This window comes from Pleomorphomonas sp. JP5 (assembly GCF_023721815.1).
Taxonomy (GTDB): Bacteria; Pseudomonadota; Alphaproteobacteria; order Rhizobiales; family Pleomorphomonadaceae; genus Pleomorphomonas.
In genome coordinates this window covers 501852-524306 of sequence record NZ_JAMDLI010000022.1, presented here as the reverse complement: position 1 = coordinate 524306, position 22455 = coordinate 501852, and the positions used below count along the sequence as shown (strand labels likewise).

General features: G+C 60.2%; 25 protein-coding genes. 4 read left to right on the top strand and 21 right to left on the bottom strand.

Translation table 11 applies throughout. The annotated features are described in order from the left end of the window. Positions 1 to 93 precede the first annotated feature (93 nt). From M4J40_RS21785 to M4J40_RS21710, 16 genes are all read right to left on the bottom strand, one after another. A complete protein-coding gene (locus M4J40_RS21785) occupies positions 94 to 519 on the bottom strand; it encodes a hypothetical protein (RefSeq protein ID WP_251756507.1) in 426 nt (141 codons plus the stop codon). A gap of 53 nt (positions 520 to 572) precedes the next feature. Next, positions 573 to 1058 carry a hypothetical protein gene (locus M4J40_RS21780; protein WP_251756506.1) on the bottom strand — a complete coding sequence of 162 codons (486 nt, stop codon included), beginning with the start codon at positions 1056 to 1058 and terminating at the stop codon, positions 573 to 575. A 3-nt stretch (positions 1059 to 1061) separates the two neighbouring features. After that, complete coding sequence (locus M4J40_RS21775; RefSeq protein WP_251756505.1) at positions 1062 to 1967, bottom strand: S49 family peptidase; 906 nt, start codon at positions 1965 to 1967, stop codon at positions 1062 to 1064. Positions 1968 to 1977: 10 nt separating this feature from the next. Continuing rightward, a complete protein-coding gene (locus M4J40_RS21770) occupies positions 1978 to 3603 on the bottom strand; it encodes a phage portal protein (protein WP_251756504.1) in 1626 nt (541 codons plus the stop codon). Beyond that, positions 3600 to 3818 carry a DUF6148 family protein gene (locus M4J40_RS21765; protein WP_251756503.1) on the bottom strand — a complete coding sequence of 73 codons (219 nt, stop codon included), beginning with the start codon at positions 3816 to 3818 and terminating at the stop codon, positions 3600 to 3602. Before M4J40_RS21765 ends, M4J40_RS21770 begins: the two co-directional genes overlap by 4 nt. Beyond that, positions 3818 to 5995 (bottom strand): terminase gpA endonuclease subunit, encoded by a 2178-nt coding sequence (locus M4J40_RS21760; protein WP_251756502.1) that lies wholly within the window; start codon positions 5993 to 5995, stop codon positions 3818 to 3820. The genes M4J40_RS21765 and M4J40_RS21760 overlap by 1 nt, the downstream gene beginning before the upstream one ends. Further along, complete coding sequence (locus M4J40_RS21755) at positions 5992 to 6597, bottom strand: terminase small subunit (protein WP_251756501.1); 606 nt, start codon at positions 6595 to 6597, stop codon at positions 5992 to 5994. The genes M4J40_RS21760 and M4J40_RS21755 overlap by 4 nt, the downstream gene beginning before the upstream one ends. Before the next feature lie 163 nt (positions 6598 to 6760). After that, positions 6761 to 7480 (bottom strand): hypothetical protein, encoded by a 720-nt coding sequence (locus M4J40_RS21750; protein WP_251756500.1) that lies wholly within the window; start codon positions 7478 to 7480, stop codon positions 6761 to 6763. A 106-nt stretch (positions 7481 to 7586) separates the two neighbouring features. Continuing rightward, positions 7587 to 7976, bottom strand: a complete 390-nt coding sequence (locus M4J40_RS21745; protein ID WP_251756499.1) for a hypothetical protein — start codon at positions 7974 to 7976, stop codon at positions 7587 to 7589. 134 nt (positions 7977 to 8110) lie between these two features. Beyond that, positions 8111 to 8608: a hypothetical protein gene (locus tag M4J40_RS21740; protein WP_251756498.1), complete on the bottom strand. Its 498-nt coding sequence runs from the start codon at positions 8606 to 8608 to the stop codon at positions 8111 to 8113. A 617-nt stretch (positions 8609 to 9225) separates the two neighbouring features. Beyond that, positions 9226 to 9534, bottom strand: a complete 309-nt coding sequence (locus tag M4J40_RS21735; RefSeq protein ID WP_251756497.1) for a hypothetical protein — start codon at positions 9532 to 9534, stop codon at positions 9226 to 9228. After that, positions 9531 to 9737: a hypothetical protein gene (locus M4J40_RS21730; RefSeq protein WP_251756496.1), complete on the bottom strand. Its 207-nt coding sequence runs from the start codon at positions 9735 to 9737 to the stop codon at positions 9531 to 9533. The genes M4J40_RS21735 and M4J40_RS21730 overlap by 4 nt, the downstream gene beginning before the upstream one ends. Further along, complete coding sequence (locus M4J40_RS21725) at positions 9734 to 10318, bottom strand: hypothetical protein (protein WP_251756495.1); 585 nt, start codon at positions 10316 to 10318, stop codon at positions 9734 to 9736. The genes M4J40_RS21730 and M4J40_RS21725 overlap by 4 nt, the downstream gene beginning before the upstream one ends. Next, positions 10315 to 10590, bottom strand: coding sequence for a hypothetical protein (locus M4J40_RS21720; RefSeq protein ID WP_251756494.1), 276 nt, complete (start codon positions 10588 to 10590; stop codon positions 10315 to 10317). The genes M4J40_RS21725 and M4J40_RS21720 overlap by 4 nt, the downstream gene beginning before the upstream one ends. Next, positions 10587 to 11066 carry a hypothetical protein gene (locus M4J40_RS21715; protein WP_251756493.1) on the bottom strand — a complete coding sequence of 160 codons (480 nt, stop codon included), beginning with the start codon at positions 11064 to 11066 and terminating at the stop codon, positions 10587 to 10589. Before M4J40_RS21715 ends, M4J40_RS21720 begins: the two co-directional genes overlap by 4 nt. 136 nt (positions 11067 to 11202) lie before the next feature. Then, complete coding sequence (locus M4J40_RS21710) at positions 11203 to 11496, bottom strand: hypothetical protein (protein ID WP_251756492.1); 294 nt, start codon at positions 11494 to 11496, stop codon at positions 11203 to 11205. A gap of 456 nt (positions 11497 to 11952) precedes the next feature. On the opposite strand from M4J40_RS21710, the gene M4J40_RS21705 reads away from it, so the two are divergent. From M4J40_RS21705 to M4J40_RS21695, 3 genes are all read left to right on the top strand, one after another. Next, the gene (locus M4J40_RS21705; protein WP_251756491.1) at positions 11953 to 12297 is read left to right on the top strand and encodes a transcriptional regulator; all 345 of its coding nucleotides are present in this window, start codon (positions 11953 to 11955) and stop codon (positions 12295 to 12297) included. Between the two features lie 406 nt (positions 12298 to 12703). Beyond that, the gene (locus M4J40_RS21700) at positions 12704 to 13027 is read left to right on the top strand and encodes a GapR family DNA-binding domain-containing protein (RefSeq protein WP_311134180.1); all 324 of its coding nucleotides are present in this window, start codon (positions 12704 to 12706) and stop codon (positions 13025 to 13027) included. Between the two features lie 8 nt (positions 13028 to 13035). Continuing rightward, entirely contained in the window at positions 13036 to 13299 is a 264-nt protein-coding gene (locus M4J40_RS21695; protein WP_251756490.1) for a pyocin activator PrtN family protein, read from the top strand. Positions 13300 to 13357: 58 nt separating this feature from the next. Here the strand turns inward: M4J40_RS21695 and M4J40_RS21690 are convergent, their stop codons facing one another. From M4J40_RS21690 to M4J40_RS21680, 3 genes are all read right to left on the bottom strand, one after another. Next, entirely contained in the window at positions 13358 to 15091 is a 1734-nt protein-coding gene (locus M4J40_RS21690; RefSeq protein ID WP_251756489.1) for a peptidoglycan-binding protein, read from the bottom strand. A gap of 923 nt (positions 15092 to 16014) precedes the next feature. Then, positions 16015 to 18588 carry a DEAD/DEAH box helicase gene (locus M4J40_RS21685; protein WP_251756488.1) on the bottom strand — a complete coding sequence of 858 codons (2574 nt, stop codon included), beginning with the start codon at positions 18586 to 18588 and terminating at the stop codon, positions 16015 to 16017. Next, positions 18585 to 20387 (bottom strand): site-specific DNA-methyltransferase, encoded by a 1803-nt coding sequence (locus M4J40_RS21680; protein ID WP_251756487.1) that lies wholly within the window; start codon positions 20385 to 20387, stop codon positions 18585 to 18587. Before M4J40_RS21680 ends, M4J40_RS21685 begins: the two co-directional genes overlap by 4 nt. 417 nt (positions 20388 to 20804) lie before the next feature. Between M4J40_RS21680 and arsC the strand changes: the two genes are divergently transcribed. Next, complete coding sequence (arsC, locus tag M4J40_RS21675; protein WP_251756486.1) at positions 20805 to 21236, top strand: arsenate reductase (glutaredoxin); 432 nt, start codon at positions 20805 to 20807, stop codon at positions 21234 to 21236. 28 nt (positions 21237 to 21264) lie between these two features. Here arsC and M4J40_RS21670 read toward each other — a convergent pair whose 3' ends face one another. Further along, entirely contained in the window at positions 21265 to 21942 is a 678-nt protein-coding gene (locus tag M4J40_RS21670; RefSeq protein ID WP_251756485.1) for an orotate phosphoribosyltransferase, read from the bottom strand. Positions 21943 to 22126: 184 nt separating this feature from the next. After that, the gene (locus M4J40_RS21665) at positions 22127 to 22393 is read right to left on the bottom strand and encodes a sel1 repeat family protein (RefSeq protein ID WP_251756484.1); all 267 of its coding nucleotides are present in this window, start codon (positions 22391 to 22393) and stop codon (positions 22127 to 22129) included. Positions 22394 to 22455: the final 62 nt, after the last annotated feature.

Below are 22455 nucleotides of genomic sequence, written 5' to 3'. Positions count from 1 at the left end.
TCTCCACGAAATGAAAAACCGCGCCAACGAGGTTCGTTGCGCGGTCAAAATGGACAGGCGTCACACGGAAATGCGTGGCGCTAAGACTTGGGATCAGGCCTGAAGAGCGGCTTTCACGAGGGCGGCGTCGAATTCGACGAGGGCCGTGCCGGCGGAGATCCAGCGCGACACGTAGCCGATAAGGCTGTTGCCGGCGGCGGCGAGCGTGAAGGTGTCATCATCGGAGGCATAGACCGCCGGGCGATCGTTGGCGGTAATGGCGATGCCGGCGATGTCGAGGACGATCCGGCCGCGCGACTTCACGCGAACGGTGACTTCACCTGCACCACCGGTGGAGTTGTCCGCCTGTGCGATGGCGAAGCCCTGGAAGGGATCGGCGGCAACCAGCGGCCGCGAATAGCCGGCGCCATTCTCGCCGACTGCGGCGCCCTGGAAGATGATGTCGGCGGCAACGACGGGATACTCTTCCTCGTCGCCGAGCGAGAACTCCCGCGTCTTGTTCTTGGCAAGCGTGGTCATGTCTGTCTCCTAAGGTTGGCGGCGACGGCCGCCTTTGGGTTAGTTCGGCGGGGTCAGCCCGCCAGCGTCTCGCGCCGCTTCACGGCGACGTAGGCCTCGGCTGTCGGAAACTCTTCCTGAAGCTTCTCAGAGGCGTGCCAGCTCTTGGCCCAAGTTTCCGGGCCTTCGGGCGCTCCGGCGACAGGAGCCGCCGTGCCAGCTTCGGTGGTATCGGCGGCGATCGCCGGCACCGTCGCGGCGGCGCTCGACAGCGCGGCGACAGCGTCGAGCATGCCGTCGGCCTTGATCTTGGCGACGACGGCGGTTGCAGTGTCGCCCGGCGTCCAGCCGTTGGACTTGGCGTCGGCGATCAGCGTCTCGCAGCCGGCAACGGCGAGCGCATCAATCGACATGATGCGGGTGCGTTCGGCGGCGGCGGCCTCGGCGCGAATGGCGTCCAGATCCACGGCCGGCGCCGAGGCGGCGGACGCGACAGGCCCCGGGTTGGTGGCGGCCGGATCGCTCACGGCGGCGAGGATGGTGTTGGCAAGCAAGCTCATGTTTCACGCTCCAGTGTTGGCCGCGTTGATGGCGGCGGCGAAGGCCTCGAAAGCCTCACGGGGATCTGCGATGGCGTCGACAAGGCCGGCGGCAACAGCCGTTTCCCCTTCGAACCAGTCGGCTTCAGTTGCGAGTGCGGCGGCTTTGGTCAGGCGGGCGCCGCGCCCACGGGCGACCACGTCGGCGAACTCGTCGCGGGCCGCATCCACGCTCGTCTGAAGACGGGCGAGATAGTCATCGGAAAGCGGGCCAAGAGAGGAGCCCTGATCCTTCTTGGCGCCGGATTTGACCACCGTCACCTTGAGGCCGGACTGTTCGACGGCCGCCGAGCGATCGACGTGCATGGTGATGACGCCGATCGAGCCGGCCGCGCCGTGCTTCGGCATGACGATCTGTCGACACTGCGAGGCCTGGAGATAGGCGGCCGACATAGCGTAATCCGTCAGAATGGCGAGGGTCGGCTTGACCTGCGACAGGGCATGGATCTGGTCGGCCAGCTCAAAGGCGCCGTTGACCACTCCACCGAAGCTGTCCACCTCGAAGACGACGCCGCGAATGGCGGGGTCCATCGCCCGCGCCACCTGTGCCGATAGCCCCTCATAAGAGGTCTCGCCGGAGGACTGACCAAGGAAGGCGCCTTTACGCACAAGCGTGCCTTCAATCGGGATGATGCCCACGGCGCCGATGCGCATGAAGCCGAACATCTCGCGCTTTTCCATGATCCGCCGCACCGGCTCGCCGACGACACCGGCATGCTGGCGATGAACGTCATGTTCGATCCCGGCATGGTCGACCACCACCACGGACGAGCCGAGAAGGCGCGGGCCGAGCACCGTGGCAATGGTCGCGGCCTTGCGTGCGTCAATCATCAGAGGCGTTTCAAACGCCTCCGCTGCAAGTCTCATCATGTTGGTGTCCTCAGTTGTCGTCTTCGTCCGGCTCGGCCGGCGGAGCACTCCCGGCCGGTGTCGCGACCGGCGCCGGCTCGATGCCCTCGGCACGCATCAGGCGCTTTTCGCGGCCGCGCTGAAGAATGTTGTCCTGCCAGTCGCCGCCGGTTCTCTGAATGCCGATCTTCTGCAAGGTGGTGGCGCCATTGGTCAGGTCGACGTCATCGGCCTTGGCTTCCTTGAGCGGATCAAGAGAGATCCGGGTCGGCCCGATCCACTCGGCATAGAGGTAGGCCTGCCGTTTCACCGGATCGGTGAAGAAGCTGGGCGCCTTGAGCCGGCCTATCGCAACCGCCTCTTCCCACATCCACGTGTAGAGCTGCTGACACCAGTTGCGGGCGAGCCAACCACGACGGCGGCGCCAGAAGAAGAAGGCCATCTCCAGCGCGGCGCGGCCGGCCGTATAGCTCGACGTGAAGTGCTTCACCAACACTTCGAACGGCAGTTCCAGCGCAACGCCGATCTGCCGGAGCATGGCGGTCAGGAAAGCATCGAGGGCCGGATTGGGCCGGCCGGGGTTGGCAATCTGCACATCCTCGCCTTCGGCAAGCTCGACAACCGCGCCCGGTGCCAACTCGATCTCATCGCTATCAGCACCGCCGCCCTGTCCGGCTGGCAGCGGACCTTCGTCCGTCGCAGCCTGCTTTTTGACGAACACCGTGAAATAGGCCGAGATCACAGCGGCCCGTACCTCGGCGTCTGTATACTCGCCGAGTTCGTGCAACGCCTCGATCACGGGGGCGAGGTACGGGATGCCGCGCGACTGTTCCGGCCTGAGACGGTCGAAGAGATGCAACACCAGCGGTCGGCCATCGGTGAAACGGGCCGGCATGGCCGTCCATTCCAAGCGACTGGAGCTCAATTCGCCAGGGTGCCGGTTGGTCATGTGATAGGCGACAGGCACCCCATCCGCGTCGACCTGGACGCCGCCGGCTAGGTTCGGCCGATCGCCGCCCCAATTCGGGTTGGAAACCCGGTCGGCCTCAACGAGCTGCACCTTCGTCCCGTAGGTGTCGCCGGCATCCTTGCGATAGCGGCGCACCCCGAAGATATCGCCGCTTTCCAACACGCCCCGAAACACCGTGCCTTGCATGTCCTCGTCGGACTGCACGCGGGTGAAATCGAGCGTTGCCGCAAACAGGCCCCATTCCGTCTCCGCCTGTCGTCCAAGCGCGGCGGCTTCCTCAGGCGAGATCCCGAGCACTTCGTGGTCGATCTTCGCTTGTGGCTGGAGACCGTCTCCAACGACATGGCCGACGTTGGTCGAAATGGCGCCGGTCGCCACGGGCATGTTTCGCGCGAGATCCCGCGACCGGCTGCGCAAATCGCGAAGCTCCGGCAACAAATCGGCATCGGCCGACCCTTCGCCCGGATGCCAATTCCGCGTCGGCCGCCGGCCGGTCTTGCCGCCCTTATAGCCGCCTTCGAGAGACATGCTGAGCAGGGTCCGCGCCTTTGCCCGCTCAAGCCCGGCGGTCGGGTTGAAGTATCCGACGACGCGGTCAACCAGGTTCGGCGCGGCCACCGCAATCCCGGCGCTCCTCTGTCGTCGTTTGCCGTGATTGCGGACCTTCGGAACCGACGCTTTGCTCATGCCGACACCCCATAGCGCGGCCCGCGACGCCCGCCGCCTGTGAGCTTCAGAACCTTGGCTTCCCAGAACTCGATGTTGTCGCGGATGGTTGCCGCGTCCGCCCGCGTCAGCTTGCGCCCGCCGATCTCGTAGGACTGTGAGGACGCAACCGCCGTTGAGGCGGCCATCCAGAGGTCAAGTTGCGTTTCTGCCTGTTCCAGCGTGATCCCGGCCATTATCTCAGTCCTCTTGAGCGCATCCGGCGGCCGCGAGGCCTTGCCGCGACGGGCGCCGGAGGCGGCGCCTTGGTGTCTTCCGTTGTTTCGATTGTCGCCGATGCTTGCGGAGCCGCCGGAGCGAGCGGAGCCGGTGCGTTGTCATTTTCCGGTCTGAGCGCCCACGCGTTGGCCTCGATCGAGGCGGCCCAAAGCGGCGGATTGGTCCAGTCAATGGACTCGGCGCCGAGCACGATGGCGAGCGCCTTGCCGTAATAGGCACAGTCGAAAGCCTCGTTACGCCGTTGCCCCGGCTTCGGCTCCCAGCCGTCCGCCGATCGGCGTTCGGCGCATAGTTCGGTGTAGACCTCCGGCGGCAGTCCGGACGCCAAGTGATAGGCACCCGGCCCCGGAACCTTGCGCGCCAACGAAACGGCAACTTCGTCTTTGAGGACGTCGGACGCCGCGAACACCACGTTGACCGTCTTGCGGCGGCGTGGATTGGCCTTGGTCTGTCGCGTCTGGTCGATCTTCTCCGGCTCGCGTTCCTGAGCACGGGGCTGGCGATCAACGCCACCGAGGCCCTTCACCAGGAACACCCGGCGCCGGCCGAACGCTTTACGCGCCTTGCGCCACCAAGCGTAGGCGTTTTGCGTGGTGCCAGGCGCGCCGCCGCTGTCGACGATGATCGCCGCCGGCAGCATCCGCCAACCGCTACCCTCCACCGGATAGGGCTTGCTCAACAGCTCGTCGAGCGCTGCCCAATCCTCGGAATAGAGCGGCGGCGCAATGGCGCGCGTCCCGGCGCCGGGCGCCTTGGCCGGCGGCGCGTGGATGTCGAAGCGGTCGACCATCCAGCGCTCAAGTCCGAGACCGAAGGCGTCCGCCTGAACGACGAAGCGATTTGCCTGCACGTCGACCGACAACAGGACGAAGCGCGTGCCGGCCGGCAGTGTCTTGACGACGATCGGCGCCGGCTTGTCGCGGAGCGTATCCGGCGTCAGTTCGGTTTCGCTGTCGGCCGACTGCGGCTTGTAGGGCAATGCCTGATCGACGTTGACGGTCGTCTTCAGCTTCTCTTCGCTGCCGGTCGCGTCATAGGTCTCCTTGGCCGTCAGATATTGGCTGACGAGCTGTGCCCAAGGCTGGAAGGCGGCGCATGGCCCCTTCAGCCAGTAGGAGACGATTTCGGTGTCGCGCACCTCGTCATCGATCCGGGCGAGTACGCCGCCCGGTCCTTCGTGCAGCCACACCCCGGCCGCATCGAGATCCCGCCGACGCGCCGGCTCGTGGACCCCACCGCAATGCGGACAGAGCATCACCGCCTTTCGGCCGCGCTCCATCGGATCGCCGTCCTTGGGATAGTCGAACAGCTTGAAATCCGGTTCGAACAGTTCGCCGCAATGATCACACTGCCAGTAGCGACGGGCGCGCGTGCCGTCGTTGTAGAGCGACAGGATGCCATCGCACGGCGGCGCCATGTGCGGTGCGTCGGCCGGCGCCCGCCACGCCTCGTCAAGGATCGGCTTGCCCGGCGAACTCTCGGCGATCGCCATGCCCTGCGTGCCGAAGGTCTGGATACGCTTGAAGCCGAGGCCCCAGGGCGAGCCCTCGCCGTCGACGTCCATCGGCATGCGGTCATAGTCGGTGAAGAGGATGTCGAAGAGGTCGACCATCGCAAGATGCGACTTCACCGGCCATCCGAGCGTGAGGCGCATCCCGCCAAGGAAGCGCTTCTCGTAGGTGGTCATCGAGTAGCGGCCCGGCATGATCTGCGCCGAAATGTCGGGCGAGTCCCAGATCATCGTGTCGAGCTTCGACAGCGAGTATTCGCGCGCCGCCTTCTCATCGGGGCAGATCAGACGGCCGACGCGCGGCCGGCACTTCACGCGATGGGCGATCACGTTGTTGATCAGCGCTTCCGACTTCACCGAACGCGCCGGGCCCACGAAGATCAGCCCGCGAAAACGCCGACTGTCGGTCATGTCCATCGGCTCGACCATGTAAGGCGCGACGTCGTTGCGCCATTTGGTGCGAGCACCACCCGAGGAGATCCGCCGATACATCTCTGCGGCGGCGGCAACCGAAACCCGCTCGATCGGCGCCACGGATTTGACGGTGGCCGCAAGCGCGCTCACGGCTCGTGCGAAGGACGGCACCGGCCCTTCACGGTCGCGGCGGAAGCTCTGAACGTTCATGCGGATACCTTCTCGCCCTTCGCCCGCTGCTGTTCTACGAACTTGGCAAGCGACTTCGAGAGATCGTCGAGGATGTCGTCGGCGAGCCGGACGGCGACCAGGACTTGCGGAGTGGTCAACGACAGTTCGCGGCCAAGGCGATCGGGCATTGCCTCGATACCGGCTCGGACAGCAGCTAGCGCACCGTCGAGCACGTCGACCATGTCGTCAAAACGCACCAACTCGCCGCGCGCCTGCGACATGGCCATGTACTCGCGTTCGGCCGCATAGAGCTCGCGCCGTTCGCGTGGTGGCAACGCTTGCTCGGACGTTCCAGCTTTCCCACCGACCAGGGCGAGGCGCATTTCCTGAACCGCACGTTCGGCCGCATCGTTCTCGGCTTCCCGCTCGGCTTCCCGTGCTTTGCGCCAAGCGTAGCACTCGGAAAGCTGGAACTCATAGGAACGGCCATTCGTACCGGTCGAGAGCACCGGCATCCCGTCGCCGATCCAACGATCAACGGTTGGTTCCGAGACGTTGAGGGCGCGCGCAAGCTGGGACTTGTTGAGAACGGCATCGGCCACACCTTGCGGCAGCGGGAAGCGCTCAACGTCAGTCGTCACGTCGCACCCTCTTGAACAACAACAACAATATCAACCCAACGCGCTTTCGAGATGCGCACAGATCGACCGACCGGGGAGCGAATTACCCCCAGGCGGGTTTTTCTCTGGAAGGACCCAAAAGGGTTGGGGCCCCGCGTCGGATCGGCTTTTTCTCAGAGGCCGGTCAGCCTCGGCGCCGGCTGGCGATGGCCGTGGTGAAGGCCTTCCGGAAGTTCGTCGCTGCCAGTGCCTCGCCTACCGACTGCCCGACCTCGTAGAAGGGGAAGCGCTTCCGGTAGTTCGGGGTCCGCACGTAGTTGAAGTAGACGACGAGCCGGCCGCCCTTGTTGATGGCGATGGCGAGAGGCGTGTTCGACGCCTTCAGCAGAAAGAACCGCTCCCGCCGGTTGCGTCGCCGCGATCGAGCCGAGGCATTCTGCCAGACGTCGACCGCCTGTGCGCCAAGGTCGGACAGGATCTGCATGATCACAGAGCCGCGCACGTTGCCATAGGCATCCTTGGGACAGGCCCGCGACGGCACTGCGTAGAGGTTCGACGGCATCGCACCGACTGCGATCAGATGCCGCTCGAAAGCCTTGTGTCGACGCGTCCCACCATGGACCTGAGGATTGAACCAGTTGCGAGGATGCGAGGTGCCTGTCGCCGTCTTCTGCACCACCGAGGCAACGAGCCGCGTCTTCGTGGCGGGCACCACCTGGAAGGCGTTCTTGGAAAACGGCGTCGGCCGATCGAACACCTGCCCCATCGTGCGCTTCTCGGCGGCGAGCACATCCTTGGCCGTCCAGGTCAGCGCGAGCGCCGTGGCAAACGGGATCTGCTCGCTGGCAACCGATGCCAGCCTCGCCGACACATCGGCCATGTTCGCCCGAATTTCGAATTCCATCAGCGCACCGCCATAGAAAAAGCCGGGCTGGAGATCCAACCCGGCTTCGCTGCCCGAAGGCGCAATTCTTCAATGTGGCAAAAACTGATTATCTTCCCCGGAGAAGTCAAGGCGACCCCAGGCGGGGTTTCATCGAGTTGGGGACAAACCTTTCACCGACGAGGCATAGGGCGTCTCGCAAACGGCGCCCAATCGCGGCGCACGTCTCCTTGTCCGCCTTTCCGTTCAACACCTTGACCGTAGGCCAAGCCTTGGCGGCCTCCTCGATCGTTCGCCCTTCCACGCAGATCGCCATCAGGATCGACCAGTCGGGTTGCCCGATGTACGCGGCGATCATTGCGAGCTCGGTCTTTGCGCCGAGGATCGTATCGGCCGGCCCGTCGTATGGCTTGGTCGAGGTGTCCACCCGGATCACGCGGTAGTCGATCGCCGAAGAGCCGCTCGCCTGCGCTGCCTCGGCAAGTGACACGACGTAGCCAGCCGCAACGATCGCCAACCGGCTGAGGCCGCCTCGCTCCGGAGACTTGGCGGCAAGGCGTCGGATCGTCTCCGAAGCGCGAACGAGAACCCTATCCGTTTTGTCTTTAAACCAAGGACTTGCGACAGATACTTCAATTCTTGCGTTAGCAGTCATCGCACGCCCTCGCCCTGAGTTGTCTGAAATTGCCCGCCTGTCGGCTCCTCCGGTGGCCTCACCGATGGCATCCAGATCCGATCGACCTTGACCGGCCGTGGAAGCCTGAAGCCCCGATCGGCGAACCACTCGCGCCACGCCACGAACTCAGGCGAAGCGACCAGCACATAGGCGAAGCTCCTCGATGCGCTCTCCATCGCTTGAGCCTCGGCAAGCGTCACCGCGACTCCCTGCCCCCGTTCCGCCTGTTGAGCCATGAACTTCGCCTTGCCGGCCGTAGGCGAACGTCCGCCGCCCTTGGCATGCTCGAAGAACCGACACCACCAAGCCCGCCCAAACAGCGGCAACGGCACCAGCTCACCCGGACCTGACGCCGAGGGTGTGGCTTCCACCCTCTCGAAAGCCTTATCGCGGAGATAGCGTGCCGCCTCCATGAGCCCAGTCCGCTTCGATCTCCGCTGACCGGCGATCACCGCCGCGATGGTGGCCGGCACAGCTGCCGCTACCCGTTCCGCCCCCGACAAACGCCGCCATGCCGCAAAGGCGCGTCCTCGGTTGTCGAACCGTTGCGCTGGATCGGCAGACGTCCACACCTGGAAGAACCTATCGAAGCCTTCCTCGTCATCTTCGTTCGCGCGCGTCTCTCTCGCCCCTCGGGGGGCTTTAGGGGGTATCGTTAGATCTTGATCGTTAGATTCTTTCGTTAATGGTGCCGATCCAGGGCCGGCAGGGGGTGCCGATCTAGGGCCGGCAGGGGTGCCGGCCTGTCGGCAGGGGGTATCATCGTCGTCGTAGAGCACATGCGAACCCGCTGCCGATGACTGCTCGGGGTTCACATCGAGGCGCACCCGGTACCAGTGCGAAGCGTCTCCACCGTCGCGTCGCATCTCGGTTTTCACCTCGACATAGTCGGCCTCTCCAAGCCGACGTAGAGCGGCTTGCACCGTGGATCGAGCGCACTTGAGCTGTTCGGCCATCTTCACTTGGGAACGGCGACACCATCCGTCTTCGTTGGTGTGAGTTCCAAGCAGGGCAAGAACCTGAAGATCTCGTCCTTCCAAGCGCGTGTCGACTACGGCGGCCGCTGGGATGATGGAAAATCGTGGCCCGCTCATGCGGCCTCCCTTTCGGCTTCGCCGCTTGACTGCAAAGCCTCTAGTTCCGCCACGCGCTCTCTCGCGAAAGCGCGTTCGGCTTCAACACATGTTCGGATGGCGGCACCGTAGCGACGGACAAAGGTCAGCGTGGCGAAGGCGGCGCCGAGTGCGTCGAGCCTTCGTTGCGCGGTGTCCGCACGCATCTGCCCGCGTGAAACCTTGAACTCCAGGCGCGTCGTCTCCCAGTCGATCAGCTGCCTGATGGCGGCAATCTGATCGTCGATCGACGGCTTTGGTCGCCGCCCCGATACGGCGTCCGTCATGGTGCATCCTCGTCTATGACGGCGAGAATGAACGGGTGAGCCACGCCTTCGCCAAACGGTGCTTCTGCGCGGCCAGAAGCACACTTGCGCACGGCCGCGATGATCTCCCCATCGGTCGAACTCGGCGGTAAGCCCAGGATGCTCCACAGCGCCGAGCGCAGGTTGATCAGCCGGAGGGCCGGCTTGCAATGAAGGTCGGTCACCGCGCCCTCCCCAGCCACTTAGCTCGGGAGCCATCGTCCAGCACATAACCGAGGCCGGCGGTGAACTTGACCACGAAGCCCATGCGGCGAAGCTCGGTCACCAACACTTGCACGGCCTTCCGTGCGCCCGAGAAGCCCGCCTGTTGTAAACACTCGCTCATGGCATCGGCACTCACCGGCATTCCCGGCGGTGCGCCTGCGAGCAAATCGAGCCCGACGAGATGGCGCGGAGACACAACACGCCCCTGCCAGTAGCGAACCTTCGGAGCGGTGCCGACTGGTAAACTCGTGCCCCCCAGCTGCGGCTCTACCTTTGCCGGGCTGCTTTCCAGCAAATCCGGCACGTCTCTCGCAAGCTCAGGCGCGTCCGGTAGCATCGCCTCTGGCCACGAGAACGCGCGCCCTGCCCTGATATCGTCGACTGGCAGCTCTCCGATCATCCCCTTGGCAAGGAACTCCAGCGCCGTCGCTTTGACGTCACTCCGGGAAAGCTTCAGCCCGCGAGCCTGAACGCCAAGCGGAACCCGCTCCCGGCAGAGACCAAGCACCGCGCCACGAAGAAAGAAGTTGAGGCTGCTCACGCTGCGTCCTCCTCGGCGAGAACCACGTCTCGGCAATCGGCGCAAAGCCAGATGCCGGCCTTTCGCGCGTCGCCCGCGTCCATCGCCGGGCCGAGGTGGCAAAGATAGCCAAAGGGCGCGTCGACCGAGCCGCACTTGGCGCAATGGTGGACGAACAACACGGCCTTGCCGTGCCTCTCAAACCGGCCGGATGGCTTCAGCGCAGCAAAGCCCCGAACTGGCCTCGGCGCCGGCCGCGCCGCAAGGTCGGCGGCTTGGAACAGGTCGGTCATTGCCTGTCCCCCTTCACCACCCGCACCTTGGCAGTGGCCAGCGACATGCGCGCTACGCCAACGCGCCGCTCGATCTCCGAATAGGCGCGATCAATGGTTTCCGCCTCGCCGGGCGATATCACCCCGTCCTCTTGGGCAATCGCTAGCTGGATGCTCGCCTCGCCGACAGCGTGCGCCACTTCGGCATGTGTCCGGGCGAGGTTCGCCGTCTCCCGCGCATCCGCCCCAGGCTCGCCAAGTCGCCGCCCATTGAGTTCGGCCATGACCGACGAGACGAAAGCCCGGCCGCTATCAGCCTCAAGTGCCAACGCGGCCGGGATCGGTATCACGTCGGTATCGGTTGCCGACTGCCAGCGCCCGACCTCGGTTTTCGAATAGCCGGAGATCTCGCCAGCGCGGACAACGCCGCCGCACACCTTGACCAGGTCGCGCGTCGCGGCCTTGAGCCGATGAAACCAAGCCTCGGAAATTGCCATGTCGAACCTCATGAGTTTCCCGTTCCGGGAAAACGGCAAAGGTTTCCCGTGGCGGGAAACCGCGTGAAATGATGGAGTTGTGGGCAAGCCGGACGGACCGGCGAAGGTTGTCAGAACTTGAGGCGTTGCCGCCGTGTCAGTCGTCGAACCTCCTTATGAGTTGGTCGAGCCGCCTCTCAGCGGCCGGATCGATTTCCAGCGCCGCGCCGGCCTCGGTGACGAGCACCCAGAGACGGCATTCGGCCTTGTCGGATGGGAGACGCATTTCAACGAGGCCGAGTTGGTTGAGCCTGTCGAAAGGCGCGAAAACCAGCGGGCAACGGTTGCGACCAACGGAGAGATTGCCGGCGCTGTCGCATCCCGCACGGCCACCAGCTTGGCGAAGCCACAGCAAGGCGGCGCCTTGGTCGGGTGGAAGCACGATACTCATGGAATCGAGCCCGCAAAGAACGCGATGTCGGCGACGATCGCCACTCCGAGCGATAGGACGAGCGCCATTCCCGAGCGATCGATCGGGAACGAGGCAGCGCGGACAAACGATCGCCCGCTCATTTGTCCGCCCCCAGTTCCACCAGACTACTGGGCAGCCTACGGCTGGCGGGCTCGAACCTCGCCGGAGACAACTGATGCTTGGCAATGAATGCCAAAACACACTGCTCGGTTTCCGGCCAAACCCGACCACCTCGACGCAGCCGTTCGACTAATCGACCGTTTCGGGCGGCAAGCATGCCAAACCGATACTCACCGATGTTCTGTTGGGCCATGAAGGCCTCGATTTTGGAGAGAAGGGCATCGCTCATGCGCCGGGCATAACACGCTATAGCGTGCGACGCAACGCACGTCATAACGTGCTCCCGACGGCCTTTTAGCGTGCTATCGATTGCTCATGGATAACACTTGGTTCGACAGGCTCATCGAAGCCATTAAGGCCGACGGCCGAGACATGCGCACCATCAGCTTGGCAGCTAAGTGCGGACCGAACTATGTCCAGCAAATGATCAAGGACAATAAGCATCCGGGAATTGATCGATTCATCCGCATCGTAAATGTTTTAGGAGCATCCAAGGCTTTCCATATACTAACCGGACAAGCCCTAAGTGATGCAGACCTTGAGTTCTTAGCTACCGCTTCTCAGCTCGACGAGGAGACAAAGAAGCAGGCCGTTTCTCTTTTCCGGACGATCCTAGAGAAGCAAGAATCTCAAGCGCAGTCGCTCGACTCCGAGGATTAAGACGAATCCAAATGTCGAACAGTTTCTGAAGTTCCGTCACGCTAACACCCTTCTGGGTGGAGAACATATTGCGAACACGCATTGCAAGCAAGTGAGCACCTACCGTTTTCCACGCAGCCAGATCGCACACTGATTCCACCCGCCATCAGCGCTACCACAACCAATGACGAACGCTAAAGCGTGTTTTGCGATTGACACGACACGCTATTGCGTGCATCTGTGCATCCCTACCGGCACCGGAAAAACCCAATCAACGGCGCCGAGCCCGGCGGCAGATAACGACGAGTGCCAGCAACGGCCGCCGGGCCTCCCATCTAGATCCGCGCTCAGGCGCGGACGGCGGCGCCGGAAAGCTCCATCGCCTCAACGCTCCGGTGCCGCCGCCCTTCTCTCTGATGAGGTCACAATGGAAACCGAGAGCAGCCAGATCGACGGCCAAGAAAAGAAAGGGCGAGCCCGAAGGGGACAACAGGAAGAAGCCTTCACCCCAAAGGAAATGGGTGTCTCCGCCGAGGAGATCCTGCGCTTCATTGAGCGGATTGAGCGCCTGGAGGAGGAGAAGTCCTCGCTGAGCGACGATATCAAGGACGTGCTCGCCGAGGCAAAAGGCCGCGGCTATTCCGCCAAGGCTCTGCGCGCCATCATCAAGCTACGCAAACTCGATCCCGAGGAACGCCGAGCCTCCGAAGCGATCCAGGACCTCTATATGAACGCCATAGGCATGATCTGAGGCGAACCATGAACACCCTGTTCCTCCTCATGGCGCAATACAACGCTGCCGTCATCATCCCGCTCGACAAAGTCCGCGCCGACTTCTTCCCTCACCTGACAATGCCAAAGCTCCTCCGCAAAGTAATGGCCGGCGAGATCGACCTCCCTGTCACCCGCATCGAAGGCAGCCAAAAAGCCGCCAAGGGTGTCCACATCTCGGATCTGGCGGAGTACCTGGACAAGAGAAGGGCTGCTGCAATCCGCGAGAGAGACGCGCTTTGCACGGAATAGGTGAAGCCGCCCATCGGCCCTCAGGCTTCAGGACGGCTTCCACGTGTGGATGCATGCGTTACATGCGCGCCCCGATGGCGAGCAACTGCTGGAGCGCATTCGGCTGAATCTGGTGAGCAACCCAGATTTTGATCGGAGTGCCATCCTCGCGTGTTGGAGCGTTGATATCCGCGCCCTTCGCTACAAACGCTTTCACGATATCAAGATGTTGCTGGTAATTGACGTTAGGTCTCCACTCACTGAGGTCCATCAAATCCGGGATTGTCGTCCTGGGAACTGACGGGACCATCGGCATCACACGCGAGAGGAAGTAAGCGTTTGAATCAGAGGTCTCATTAGTCGACAATGCTCTCGCAAGGAATGTCCAAAGAGGAACGAGCTCATTGTTACTCTTGTACGAGTTCATCAGCGCCGCACTCGGACCGTTGTCTACGCAGCTGTATTGCGACTTCAGCCCATAACCCTTCGAGTTGTTACCGATGGTGGTAATTGGAATCGACTTCTCCACGGCCTCTTCAAGGAAGCCGACATCTCTGACCGTGTAGGGCACAATCAGATTCGGGTTGGCACCCTTTTCGATTAGCCACTTGATCATGTCCCAGTTCTTGTTAGTGGCTGCATAGTATAGTGGTGGATAGCCCAAGCAGTCTCGCTTGTTGACGTTCTGCTCAAGTATGCGATTGACGTCCGAATCCGGGCGGTTGTAATACATGTAACTGTTCAGATGGATTGATAGCTGAGCATAATTCGCTGTCATTAATACATATGACGAGTCCTTGGATCGAATAGCAGCGTGGTCAAAACTCATGTAGGTCGAGTCACCGTGGTGATAATCGGTGCTGACGAGCCAAATCGGAAATGTAGCGTCCATACCTTCAAACTCAACGAGCATCTTCAGGCTGTTTTTATACCCCCTGACAACGCAAGTCGGATAGGTTTCTCTGATTTTCTTGGAAACTTGTTCCTTCGTGACGACATTTGCCTGAACGAAAGATCGTACAGACTCAAATAGAGCGCTATTATCATTGCAGACCGCTTCCGCGATCGTGTTCATCACCCCGTCAACTGGGTTGGCAACAGGCTGCGTTGAGGCGGTCGGAGCAGACGATGTCGTGCCTGGCGCATCCGGCTCTTCCCAGGCCTGCGCTCCAGCTTGTCCCGCTTGGGCGTACTGGGGATTTGCCGGGTCTACGTAAGCCGTTGCAGTACCCCCGGTGCCATTCTGCTGAGCAATTGGAGCTTCGGGCTCTTCCCATGCTTCGGATGTCAATGCCTGAGCCTGCGACTGGGGCTGCACATAAGCTTGCGCGGGCGCGTTGTACCCGATCGCGGGTGCTGCATTCTGCTGGCCGTAGGTCGGTTGTGTCTGCGGCTCGTTGTTGGCGTACTGCTGCTGCGCGTAGCCTTGATCGCTCTTCTCATACAGGATCGCGATCTGGTCTTTCGTGATCTTGCCGTCGGAGTTGGCTCCGATGGAGTCTTGGAATGCTGCAATTGCCTGGCGCGTTTGCGGGCCGTAAACGCCGTCCGGATAACCAGCATTGAAGCCTAGGTCGTTCAAGCGCCTCTGGACTTCAGCTCGGGCAGCAATCAGTTCCGCGTTCTTCTGCTGACGATACTGCTGACGCTCATGGGCTCTCTGATTTTTGCGAGCCATGTCCGCAGCCACAGCACCCGCGAAGATGCCGAGTAATCCACCCACGATCGCCCCGCCATCATTCGCGGAAGCTTGAACCGAAGTCGACAGATAAAGCGCTGTCACAATCGAAATGAGAAATTTGCCCTTGGCCACCCCAGCCTCCTGCTCGCCTAAATAGCAATTGGAGACAGCTATCATAAATTTTTAACTACTCAAATATGCGCTGGTATCTGGGGATTATCGATTTCCGAGAATGGTTACCCGCAGGCGGCCATCGCAACAAAAGACGATCAGTATTAACCGTTACAATTGCATCCTACATATGACGCCCGATGCTCTCTTGGATACGGTCATCGACATTGTCCAATCCTGCCTGATCCTCTACCCCGTCCACCCCCATGGCCGAACGCAGTCAAGGCACACTCCCGACCAGACGCCCATTCGGTAGACGTTCGGAAGCCAGCAGGAGGGGCTCTGGGGAGCCGTTCCTCCAGCGAGCGTCAAGGAAGCCTGAGGCTTGTGGCCGGATGGTTTCCCGTCACCAGCTTCTTTTAGCGGATCGGCGCCGGCGCGACGATAGCTTCTGGGATTGGTTCGGTTCCCGACTTCCAGAAGTTTCAGCGCGTTTGAGATGTGGCCTTTCGACGCCTCGCTATAGACCCGGGAAGTCATGTTGTTCTTCTGGACATCCAGTGGCAACGACTGGAACACGATATCATTGCCGCTGGCCGCCTGGCGCAGCAGAGCTTCATGGAGACTCTCACGCGTGAAGCTCACGATCTTGGACCCGCCTGCAGACGCTTCTAGGAGGTAGATGTATATGCGGGTAGCCAAGACGGCCTGATGCTTCAATGAGGAGGTCTCCGGAAGCTTCCAGGAGACGTTCACCAACGGAGCTTGAACGACAGCTTTAACTGAGCCGCTGCCGGTTTCTTGCCGATCGTCCTCGCTAGCATCCTTGCTCGGATTTGATTTAGTAGCACGAGTATGAACTCTATGAGCGTATGGCATGCGGGTACTTCCATCATCGATGGGAAGTATCAGGAATTTCGTGTGCGGGCGTTGCAGACTCATCTCTATTCGATAAACACAAGGTCATCTATTTCGAAACGATCCTGCTCAACAATTCTGCCCAACCGCTCCGCATACGAGGCTCGCACCCACTTCTTGTCGGAGGTGCGAAAAACCCAGCAAACCTTCTGATACTCCCGATGTTGGACGCGGATTTTCAGCGTATTATTGTCGGACTGCAATCGCCCCGTCTCTCCATCGTCTTTGACTTCGACGAGCGCGATAGCATCCTTTGTTGAGCGCCCACGAATCCCGACAGCGAAATCCGGGTAAAATCGCCTGCCATTAGGAAGAATAAGCTTTGTTGCCCACTTTACGTTTTCAGGATTTCGAAGCCACCAGAGAACCTTGCCGCTGTCGTCTGCATCCAGAACGCGAGCGAAAGCGATCTCTTCTTGATTCATATGCTCCGGGAAGACACCATATGCACCCTTTTCTGCCGGCTCTAGATTGCGCGGCCACGGGTCAGTTTCCAAAGGAATTGGCAAATCATTGTTCAGAGTAATGAAGGGTACTAACGCTGCACGCACGGCGTCTTTGAGCTTGCCCGGATCGCGCATCACTGCAATGTCTATCGCACGCCGGATGTCGGACTGAGAAATACCGTCTATGCCTCGATCATCTGCCATCATAGCGAGTCGGTCGTAAAGCGCCCTCTTTAGTGCCCGAGGGTCAATGCCATCATTGAACTCGAAAGCCTGTTGTGCCTGTTCAGCAACACGAACGTCCGAGAGTCGGATCTGGATGGATCGGTGCTCCTCAGCTTCGTTTCGAAATAACTCCTTCAAGCTGAGATCGGCACGCCGTCTACGGGCTGTCAGTTCGGCCAGCAAGTCGTCCCTACAGAACTCACGGGCGATCTCAATGACCAGTTGCCCCTCAATCCCATGGATAGGCGGTAGCTCCTCGCGGTACAAAGCCTCGGGGACGCCAAGCTCACGTCGCAGCCGGTATCGCCTTGGGCCGTTGTTGCCTGCCTGCACAGAGACAGGATGAAACGACGTCGGCGCCATCATTTCCGGCAGATGTCCAAACAGCGGTGTGCTGTTGAGGCCTTGGGTCATTTCACCAGTAACTATCGCCCTGTCCTGCTCGACAACTGACAGTGCCATGACCGACTGGTGGACAACACCTGCGGCGACGAGCGAATCAAGTCTGGTACGACGCTCCTCGTCAGATTGGGGAGGCCGGGGCGCCGGCATAGTGGATTGACGATCGATAGCCCCTTCAAGAGCGTCTTCACTATTTCCAAATTCAATGATGTCGAGGCGGTCGGTGAGCAACTCCATGCTCTGACGCACCGCTTTGAGGTCGTCCACAGCCGCCGCCAGGCCACCCTGAAGTTCCGGATCCGACAAAAAAACATATCCGCGATCAAAGAGCGGCACTTCGCCATGGATAGGGCGCACCAGAGGATGAACGCGCATGATGCGACCGACGATTTGCAGCCCAAATTCCTTACCGCGATTGGGTCGGACGGAGACAAGCGTCCAAGCGCGCGGTGCGTCGAAGCCGGTAGCCACCGCGACCTTGAACACCAGAACCTCCACCGCCGGGTCGTACGCCAGTGTGTGGAACTCCGGATCTGGCTCGCCCGAGGTGTGGGACTTAATCGCGGCGGTAGGAACGCCAATCTGCTCCAGCTTGTCGCGCACCCGCTTGATTGGGTCCTCGGCACCCTTAGCTTGGTCCTCCACTTGCACAAGCATCAAAGGCACGAGGCCGAGGTCGTGTCTCGCCAACTCATCCTTAACTAAGCAATGCTGGTTCCAGGCGGCCGTCAACGTCGCCTGCTCGATATCAATCAGCTTTTCATCGCCGTCGCGGAAGCGAAGCACACCAAGCATGAGGCCAGCTTTGTTGAGCCCCGCTTCCACTACCTGCGCCCTATCAACGACGATACGAGTTGCCACCGTCAATTCGGCTTTAGCTTCAAACTGTTCCAACTTATCGTCGTTGGGAGTAGCAGTTGCCAAAATAGTATAGTCAGGCGCAAGCACTTCTAGATAGAGTTGGGCGGCTGCTGCGGCATTAGTGCCAAAGTTGAGATGCGCCTCATCAATGACGACGCCAATATTGAAGCCCTGTCCGCGCAACTCTTTCAACATATCATCGAAGGACATTGCACGTTCTGTTGTTCGGCGCACCTTTCGCGACGCAGCGTTGCGAGCCGCGAGCGAGGCCCAAGTCTGGATGAACACATCGCCATCGCGAGCTTGCGTAGGCTCTCGGTCGACGTAAACATCGCGTAGCCGCAACGATCCGCATTGTGCCGCCAGAGCATCCCGTGTCTGCGAGACAAGGCCAGCATAGGGAGCAAACCAGAACCAAACCACCTTGCCGATTATGGCACCGCGCAGGCCTTCCAATGTCCGGCCCAAGACCAGCGTCTTTCCAGAACCGGTAGGCGATTGCAGAAGCATGACGCCAGCTTGACGGGCGATACGTTGGCGGTGCTGAGGCTCCTGATGGTGATAGCCAGCGACACGCCGGATAGTGCTCTGAAGGCCATCTACCGCTTGCTGCTGATAGCCGGCCAGCGACATGCGCGACGCAATAGTATCTGCCTCTACGCTCATTGCTGGAACCGCTTTACCAGCGCCTCCCGTACTTGTCTGACTTCGACATCGCGTCCCTCATACCGGGCAAGCTGCCCAGGCGCCCAGACATAGACAAACAGGTTGGCGCGGGCCTTCAGTAGGTCGTCGATGCGGTCAAACAGTTCGTCGGCCACCTTGTCAGCATAGATCACGATCTCGCCCGGCGTCCCGTTTTCCTGCCAAAGTGCGGCGGGCTCATACACCGTCAGTGGTAAGTCATGTATGGCTTCAATCGAAGTCCAGACTTCCTGCGGAGTAATATCCTGATCGAGATCTTCAAAACGGATTTCGCGACATTTAAGATAAGCAAACTCGGCAGCGAGAGCAGCATATTTCTCATCGTCCGAGTGGTTGAGCCGGCGAATGCGTTCAGATGTGATGTCACGACAAATATTCTTGCCGGGCTCCTCCGTCGTAGCCTCAGTCGACGAGACCATGATGAAGCGGCGCTGGCCCTCATCCTCGGCGTTGAGCTCCATTACCGCTTGAGCTGTAGTTGCCGAACCAGCGAAGAAATCGAGAACAATGCCCTCACGGCCCATTGCGCTATTTATAAGCGAAGCAATAAGCGATACAGGTTTGGGGTAGTTGAATACTTTATTCCCGAAAATTTTCTGAACCTCATCAGTAGCAACGCCCTGCTTATCAGCAATAATTTGATAAAATTCACTATCTTTTTCCTCCTTCGGTAATACGGACAGACTACTTACAGGACGATACATACTCTGTCTCTCAGACCAAAATGACTTTCTCCACGGCCGTCCCAAGCCGATTTTTTTCCCCACCCAAAATGCTAAATCCGGCAAATCTACACGCAATAAGGGGCGGCCTTTACCATCGGCCGGCACAGTCCTGTTCTCAATAGCATTCATAATTTCATCGATTGAGTTATATTCGACGTATTCAGACGCCGTAAAATAAATTCTATTATCCTCGATGAGAGACTCAATCGTTTCTGAACGAAGTTTAGTCTTTTTCGTTATTTTTTGTTCCGAAGCAAGACGCCACACGGAATCAGGATTGCAGGGATACCACCATCCAGTCTTGGAATCAAAAATTGGATAGTATCCATTCTCTCTTTGGAGACGAGTCTTTGGCTGCGTTAATGGATCAAGTGAATAATCACCACGCAAGTCACAATCTCGATTTACATACTTGGAATGGTCTACAAGAGAGCCAAGAAATGAGAAACGAGGGGCACCATACACAAGGACATGTTCATGAACAGCCGAAAAATTTCTATCTTCCCCATTGGCACTATCTTTGGTTCTCCAGACTATTGATCCGATCCTCATGCCTGGCATGACTTCGTCTAGCATCAACTCCATCAGCGAACGATTGTCGTCGTTGATAGAAACAAAGATGACACCATCTTCAGTCAATAGGTCTCGGGCGAGTGCGAAGCGGCGATAGAGAAATTCTATCCAAGTAGAAAAACGAAAACGATCGTCCTTGTCGAAATAGCGGTCGTTATAGACCCAGTCATTGGCACCGGTATTATATGGTGGGTCGACATAGATGCATTTGACGCGATGAGCGTAAGCCATACGCAACCAGCGTAAGGCATCAAAATTGTCACCCTCGATAACAAGATTGCGCCAAGGAGCCGGCTTGTCCGAAAGGTGTATTTCGAGCGTCGGAGCTACAAAATTAGCATCAATAGCTTGGTCAGCTTCGATCTCGTCGCGCTCCCAAACCAGGCCTAGTTTCTTTTCTCGATCCCGCTTCTCAAGAAGTTCGACCAGTTGTTCTCGGCTCAGCCCGTCATACTTACCCACTATGAACCCCTAGACCTGCGCTGCCGGAGCGAGCTCGGCATCAAGCACTGTTGTGGTCCAATGTTAGCACGGCATTTGGGATTCGCCTCAACAACTCACCTGATATATCTAGTCCAGCTTCTCTTTCTTGGCGGCCTCGAAATTCACAACAAATTTCACAACACAACCAAAAACAGCGCGCAATTTATTGAAATATAAAGGCTATTTATTCCACACCGTCCAGTCGAGCATAGGGGCTACGGCAAATACGGGGGCAGCGTAATGGGTCATCGGATCCTTTCTGGAAGCTTCCGCTCCCATAAGCCAAAAGTCTCAAAAAGACGAGGGACCGCCGAGTTCAAAAGCGCATGACGAGTGGCAAATCGTTTCGGTTGGGACGGTCAACGGCTATAACGGAGCTAATCCTGGGAGGCTGACATGCCCGTGACAGACGTCGTCATCTTTCATAATCCCGACTGCGGCACGTCGCGCAACGTCGTACGCATTGTCGAGGCGGCCGGCTACACACCTGTTGTCGTCGAGTATCTGAAGACCGGCTGGACCAAGCCACAACTTCTTGCGCTGTTTGCAGCCGCCGGGGTCAAGCCGCGCGACGCGTTGCGTGTCAAGAAGTCTCCGGCCGCCGAGCTCGGCCTCACCGATCCCTCGGTCGCAGACGAAGACATCATCGAGGCTATGATCGCCCACCCGATCCTCGTCGAGCGGCCGATCGTCGTGACGGCCAAGGGCACAGCGCTCTGTCGGCCGAGCGAACAGGTGCTAGACCTCCTCGATCGCTGGCCATCCGGCCCATTCGCCAAGGAGGATGGCGAACTGGTGATCGATGCCGAGGGAAAGCGGGCTGGATAAGGGCGGGCGCCCATCCAGCCCAACCCTACTATCCCTCGAAGGACGCCCTGCCCCCGTGGGCCGCTGACCACTCGGCCGGGGCATGCAGGAACTTCTCGACTTCCGCCAGCATTTCCGCCGGGAAGCGGTTCGAGGCCTTGGCTTCGGCCAGCACGTCCCACCAGGTGGCCAGCGCATGCAGCGTGATACCATCGGCGGCCAGTACCTCGGTCGAGGACGGGAAGATGCCATAGTGGAAGACGACGAAGGCGTGACTGACCTTGAGCCCGGCGTCGCGCATGGCCTTGGTGAAGATCAGCTTGGAACGGCCATCGGACGCGAGATCCTCGACCAGAATGGCGCGGGCGCCTTCCTTGACATCGCCCTCGATCTGGGCGTTGCGACCGAAGCCCTTAGGCTTCTTGCGCACATAGAGCATGGGCAGTTCGAGCCGATCGGAGAGCCAGGCGGCAAAGGGAATGCCCGCCGTCTCACCACCGGCCACCGCATCGAGCGACTCGGCGCCGATCTCGGACAGGATGATCTCCTCGGCGAACGCCATCAGCCGTTTGCGCAGACGTGGGAAGGAAATGAGCTTGCGGCAGTCGGTGTAAACCGGGCTCGCCCAGCCGGAGGTGAAGATATACGGCTTCTCCGGGTTGAACTGGATGGCCTCGACCTCCAGCAGGAGGCGGGCGGTCTCGCGGGCGATGAACGACTTGTCCATGGGCTGTCCTCTGGCTGATTTGCCCGGCCATAGCACAGCTTTTCCGCTCTGTCCCGCATTTCACCGGCCGACAATACAAAACGGCGGCCCTTCCCCAGGAAGAACCGCCGTCAGTTGCCCTTTGCCTCAGGCAAGCATTTTCCAGATCTTGTCGCGGGGCCCGTTCCGGGGCCGGTCGCGTCGATCAATGCAGCGAAATCCACTCGCGCGCTTCGCGCTGAGCCATGGCGATCTCGGTCGAGGACATTTCGTCGGCGAGCTCGCGACGGTAGCGGGCGGCACTCTCCGAGCCACGGAAAGCGGCGATGTTGAACCACTTGTGGGCCTCGATAAGGTTCTGCTTCACGTCGCGCCCAACTGCGTACATCACGCCGAGTTCGTAGAGGATGTCGCTGGTGGCGCCGGCACCGCCGGCCAGTTGATCGATCGAGTTCAGTTCAAGACGAGCCATGATCACATTCCCTGTTCTGTATTTCCAGAGGTCTTACGCCTCGTGTCTTCGCGTTCCGAAGA

What these genes read in the sequence shown, in the direction of transcription:
- M4J40_RS21750 (WP_251756500.1), bottom strand. Translation starts at nt 7,480, where the DNA reads ATGGAATTCGAAATTCGGGCGAACATGGCCGATGTGTCGGCGAGGCTG.
- M4J40_RS21785 (WP_251756507.1), bottom strand. Translation starts at nt 519, where the DNA reads ATGACCACGCTTGCCAAGAACAAGACGCGGGAGTTCTCGCTCGGCGAC.
- arsC (WP_251756486.1), top strand. Translation starts at nt 20,805, where the DNA reads ATGCCCGTGACAGACGTCGTCATCTTTCATAATCCCGACTGCGGCACG.
- M4J40_RS21705 (WP_251756491.1), top strand. Translation starts at nt 11,953, where the DNA reads ATGGATAACACTTGGTTCGACAGGCTCATCGAAGCCATTAAGGCCGAC.
- M4J40_RS21685 (WP_251756488.1), bottom strand. Translation starts at nt 18,588, where the DNA reads ATGAGCGTAGAGGCAGATACTATTGCGTCGCGCATGTCGCTGGCCGGC.
- M4J40_RS21720 (WP_251756494.1), bottom strand. Translation starts at nt 10,590, where the DNA reads ATGACCGACCTGTTCCAAGCCGCCGACCTTGCGGCGCGGCCGGCGCCG.
- M4J40_RS21710 (WP_251756492.1), bottom strand. Translation starts at nt 11,496, where the DNA reads ATGAGTATCGTGCTTCCACCCGACCAAGGCGCCGCCTTGCTGTGGCTT.
- M4J40_RS21695 (WP_251756490.1), top strand. Translation starts at nt 13,036, where the DNA reads ATGAACACCCTGTTCCTCCTCATGGCGCAATACAACGCTGCCGTCATC.
- M4J40_RS21700 (WP_311134180.1), top strand. Translation starts at nt 12,704, where the DNA reads ATGGAAACCGAGAGCAGCCAGATCGACGGCCAAGAAAAGAAAGGGCGA.
- M4J40_RS21780 (WP_251756506.1), bottom strand. Translation starts at nt 1,058, where the DNA reads ATGAGCTTGCTTGCCAACACCATCCTCGCCGCCGTGAGCGATCCGGCC.
- M4J40_RS21735 (WP_251756497.1), bottom strand. Translation starts at nt 9,534, where the DNA reads ATGACGGACGCCGTATCGGGGCGGCGACCAAAGCCGTCGATCGACGAT.
- M4J40_RS21775 (WP_251756505.1), bottom strand. Translation starts at nt 1,967, where the DNA reads ATGATGAGACTTGCAGCGGAGGCGTTTGAAACGCCTCTGATGATTGAC.
- M4J40_RS21770 (WP_251756504.1), bottom strand. Translation starts at nt 3,603, where the DNA reads ATGAGCAAAGCGTCGGTTCCGAAGGTCCGCAATCACGGCAAACGACGA.
- M4J40_RS21665 (WP_251756484.1), bottom strand. Translation starts at nt 22,393, where the DNA reads ATGGCTCGTCTTGAACTGAACTCGATCGATCAACTGGCCGGCGGTGCC.
- M4J40_RS21670 (WP_251756485.1), bottom strand. Translation starts at nt 21,942, where the DNA reads ATGGACAAGTCGTTCATCGCCCGCGAGACCGCCCGCCTCCTGCTGGAG.
- M4J40_RS21715 (WP_251756493.1), bottom strand. Translation starts at nt 11,066, where the DNA reads ATGGCAATTTCCGAGGCTTGGTTTCATCGGCTCAAGGCCGCGACGCGC.
- M4J40_RS21760 (WP_251756502.1), bottom strand. Translation starts at nt 5,995, where the DNA reads ATGAACGTTCAGAGCTTCCGCCGCGACCGTGAAGGGCCGGTGCCGTCC.
- M4J40_RS21765 (WP_251756503.1), bottom strand. Translation starts at nt 3,818, where the DNA reads ATGGCCGGGATCACGCTGGAACAGGCAGAAACGCAACTTGACCTCTGG.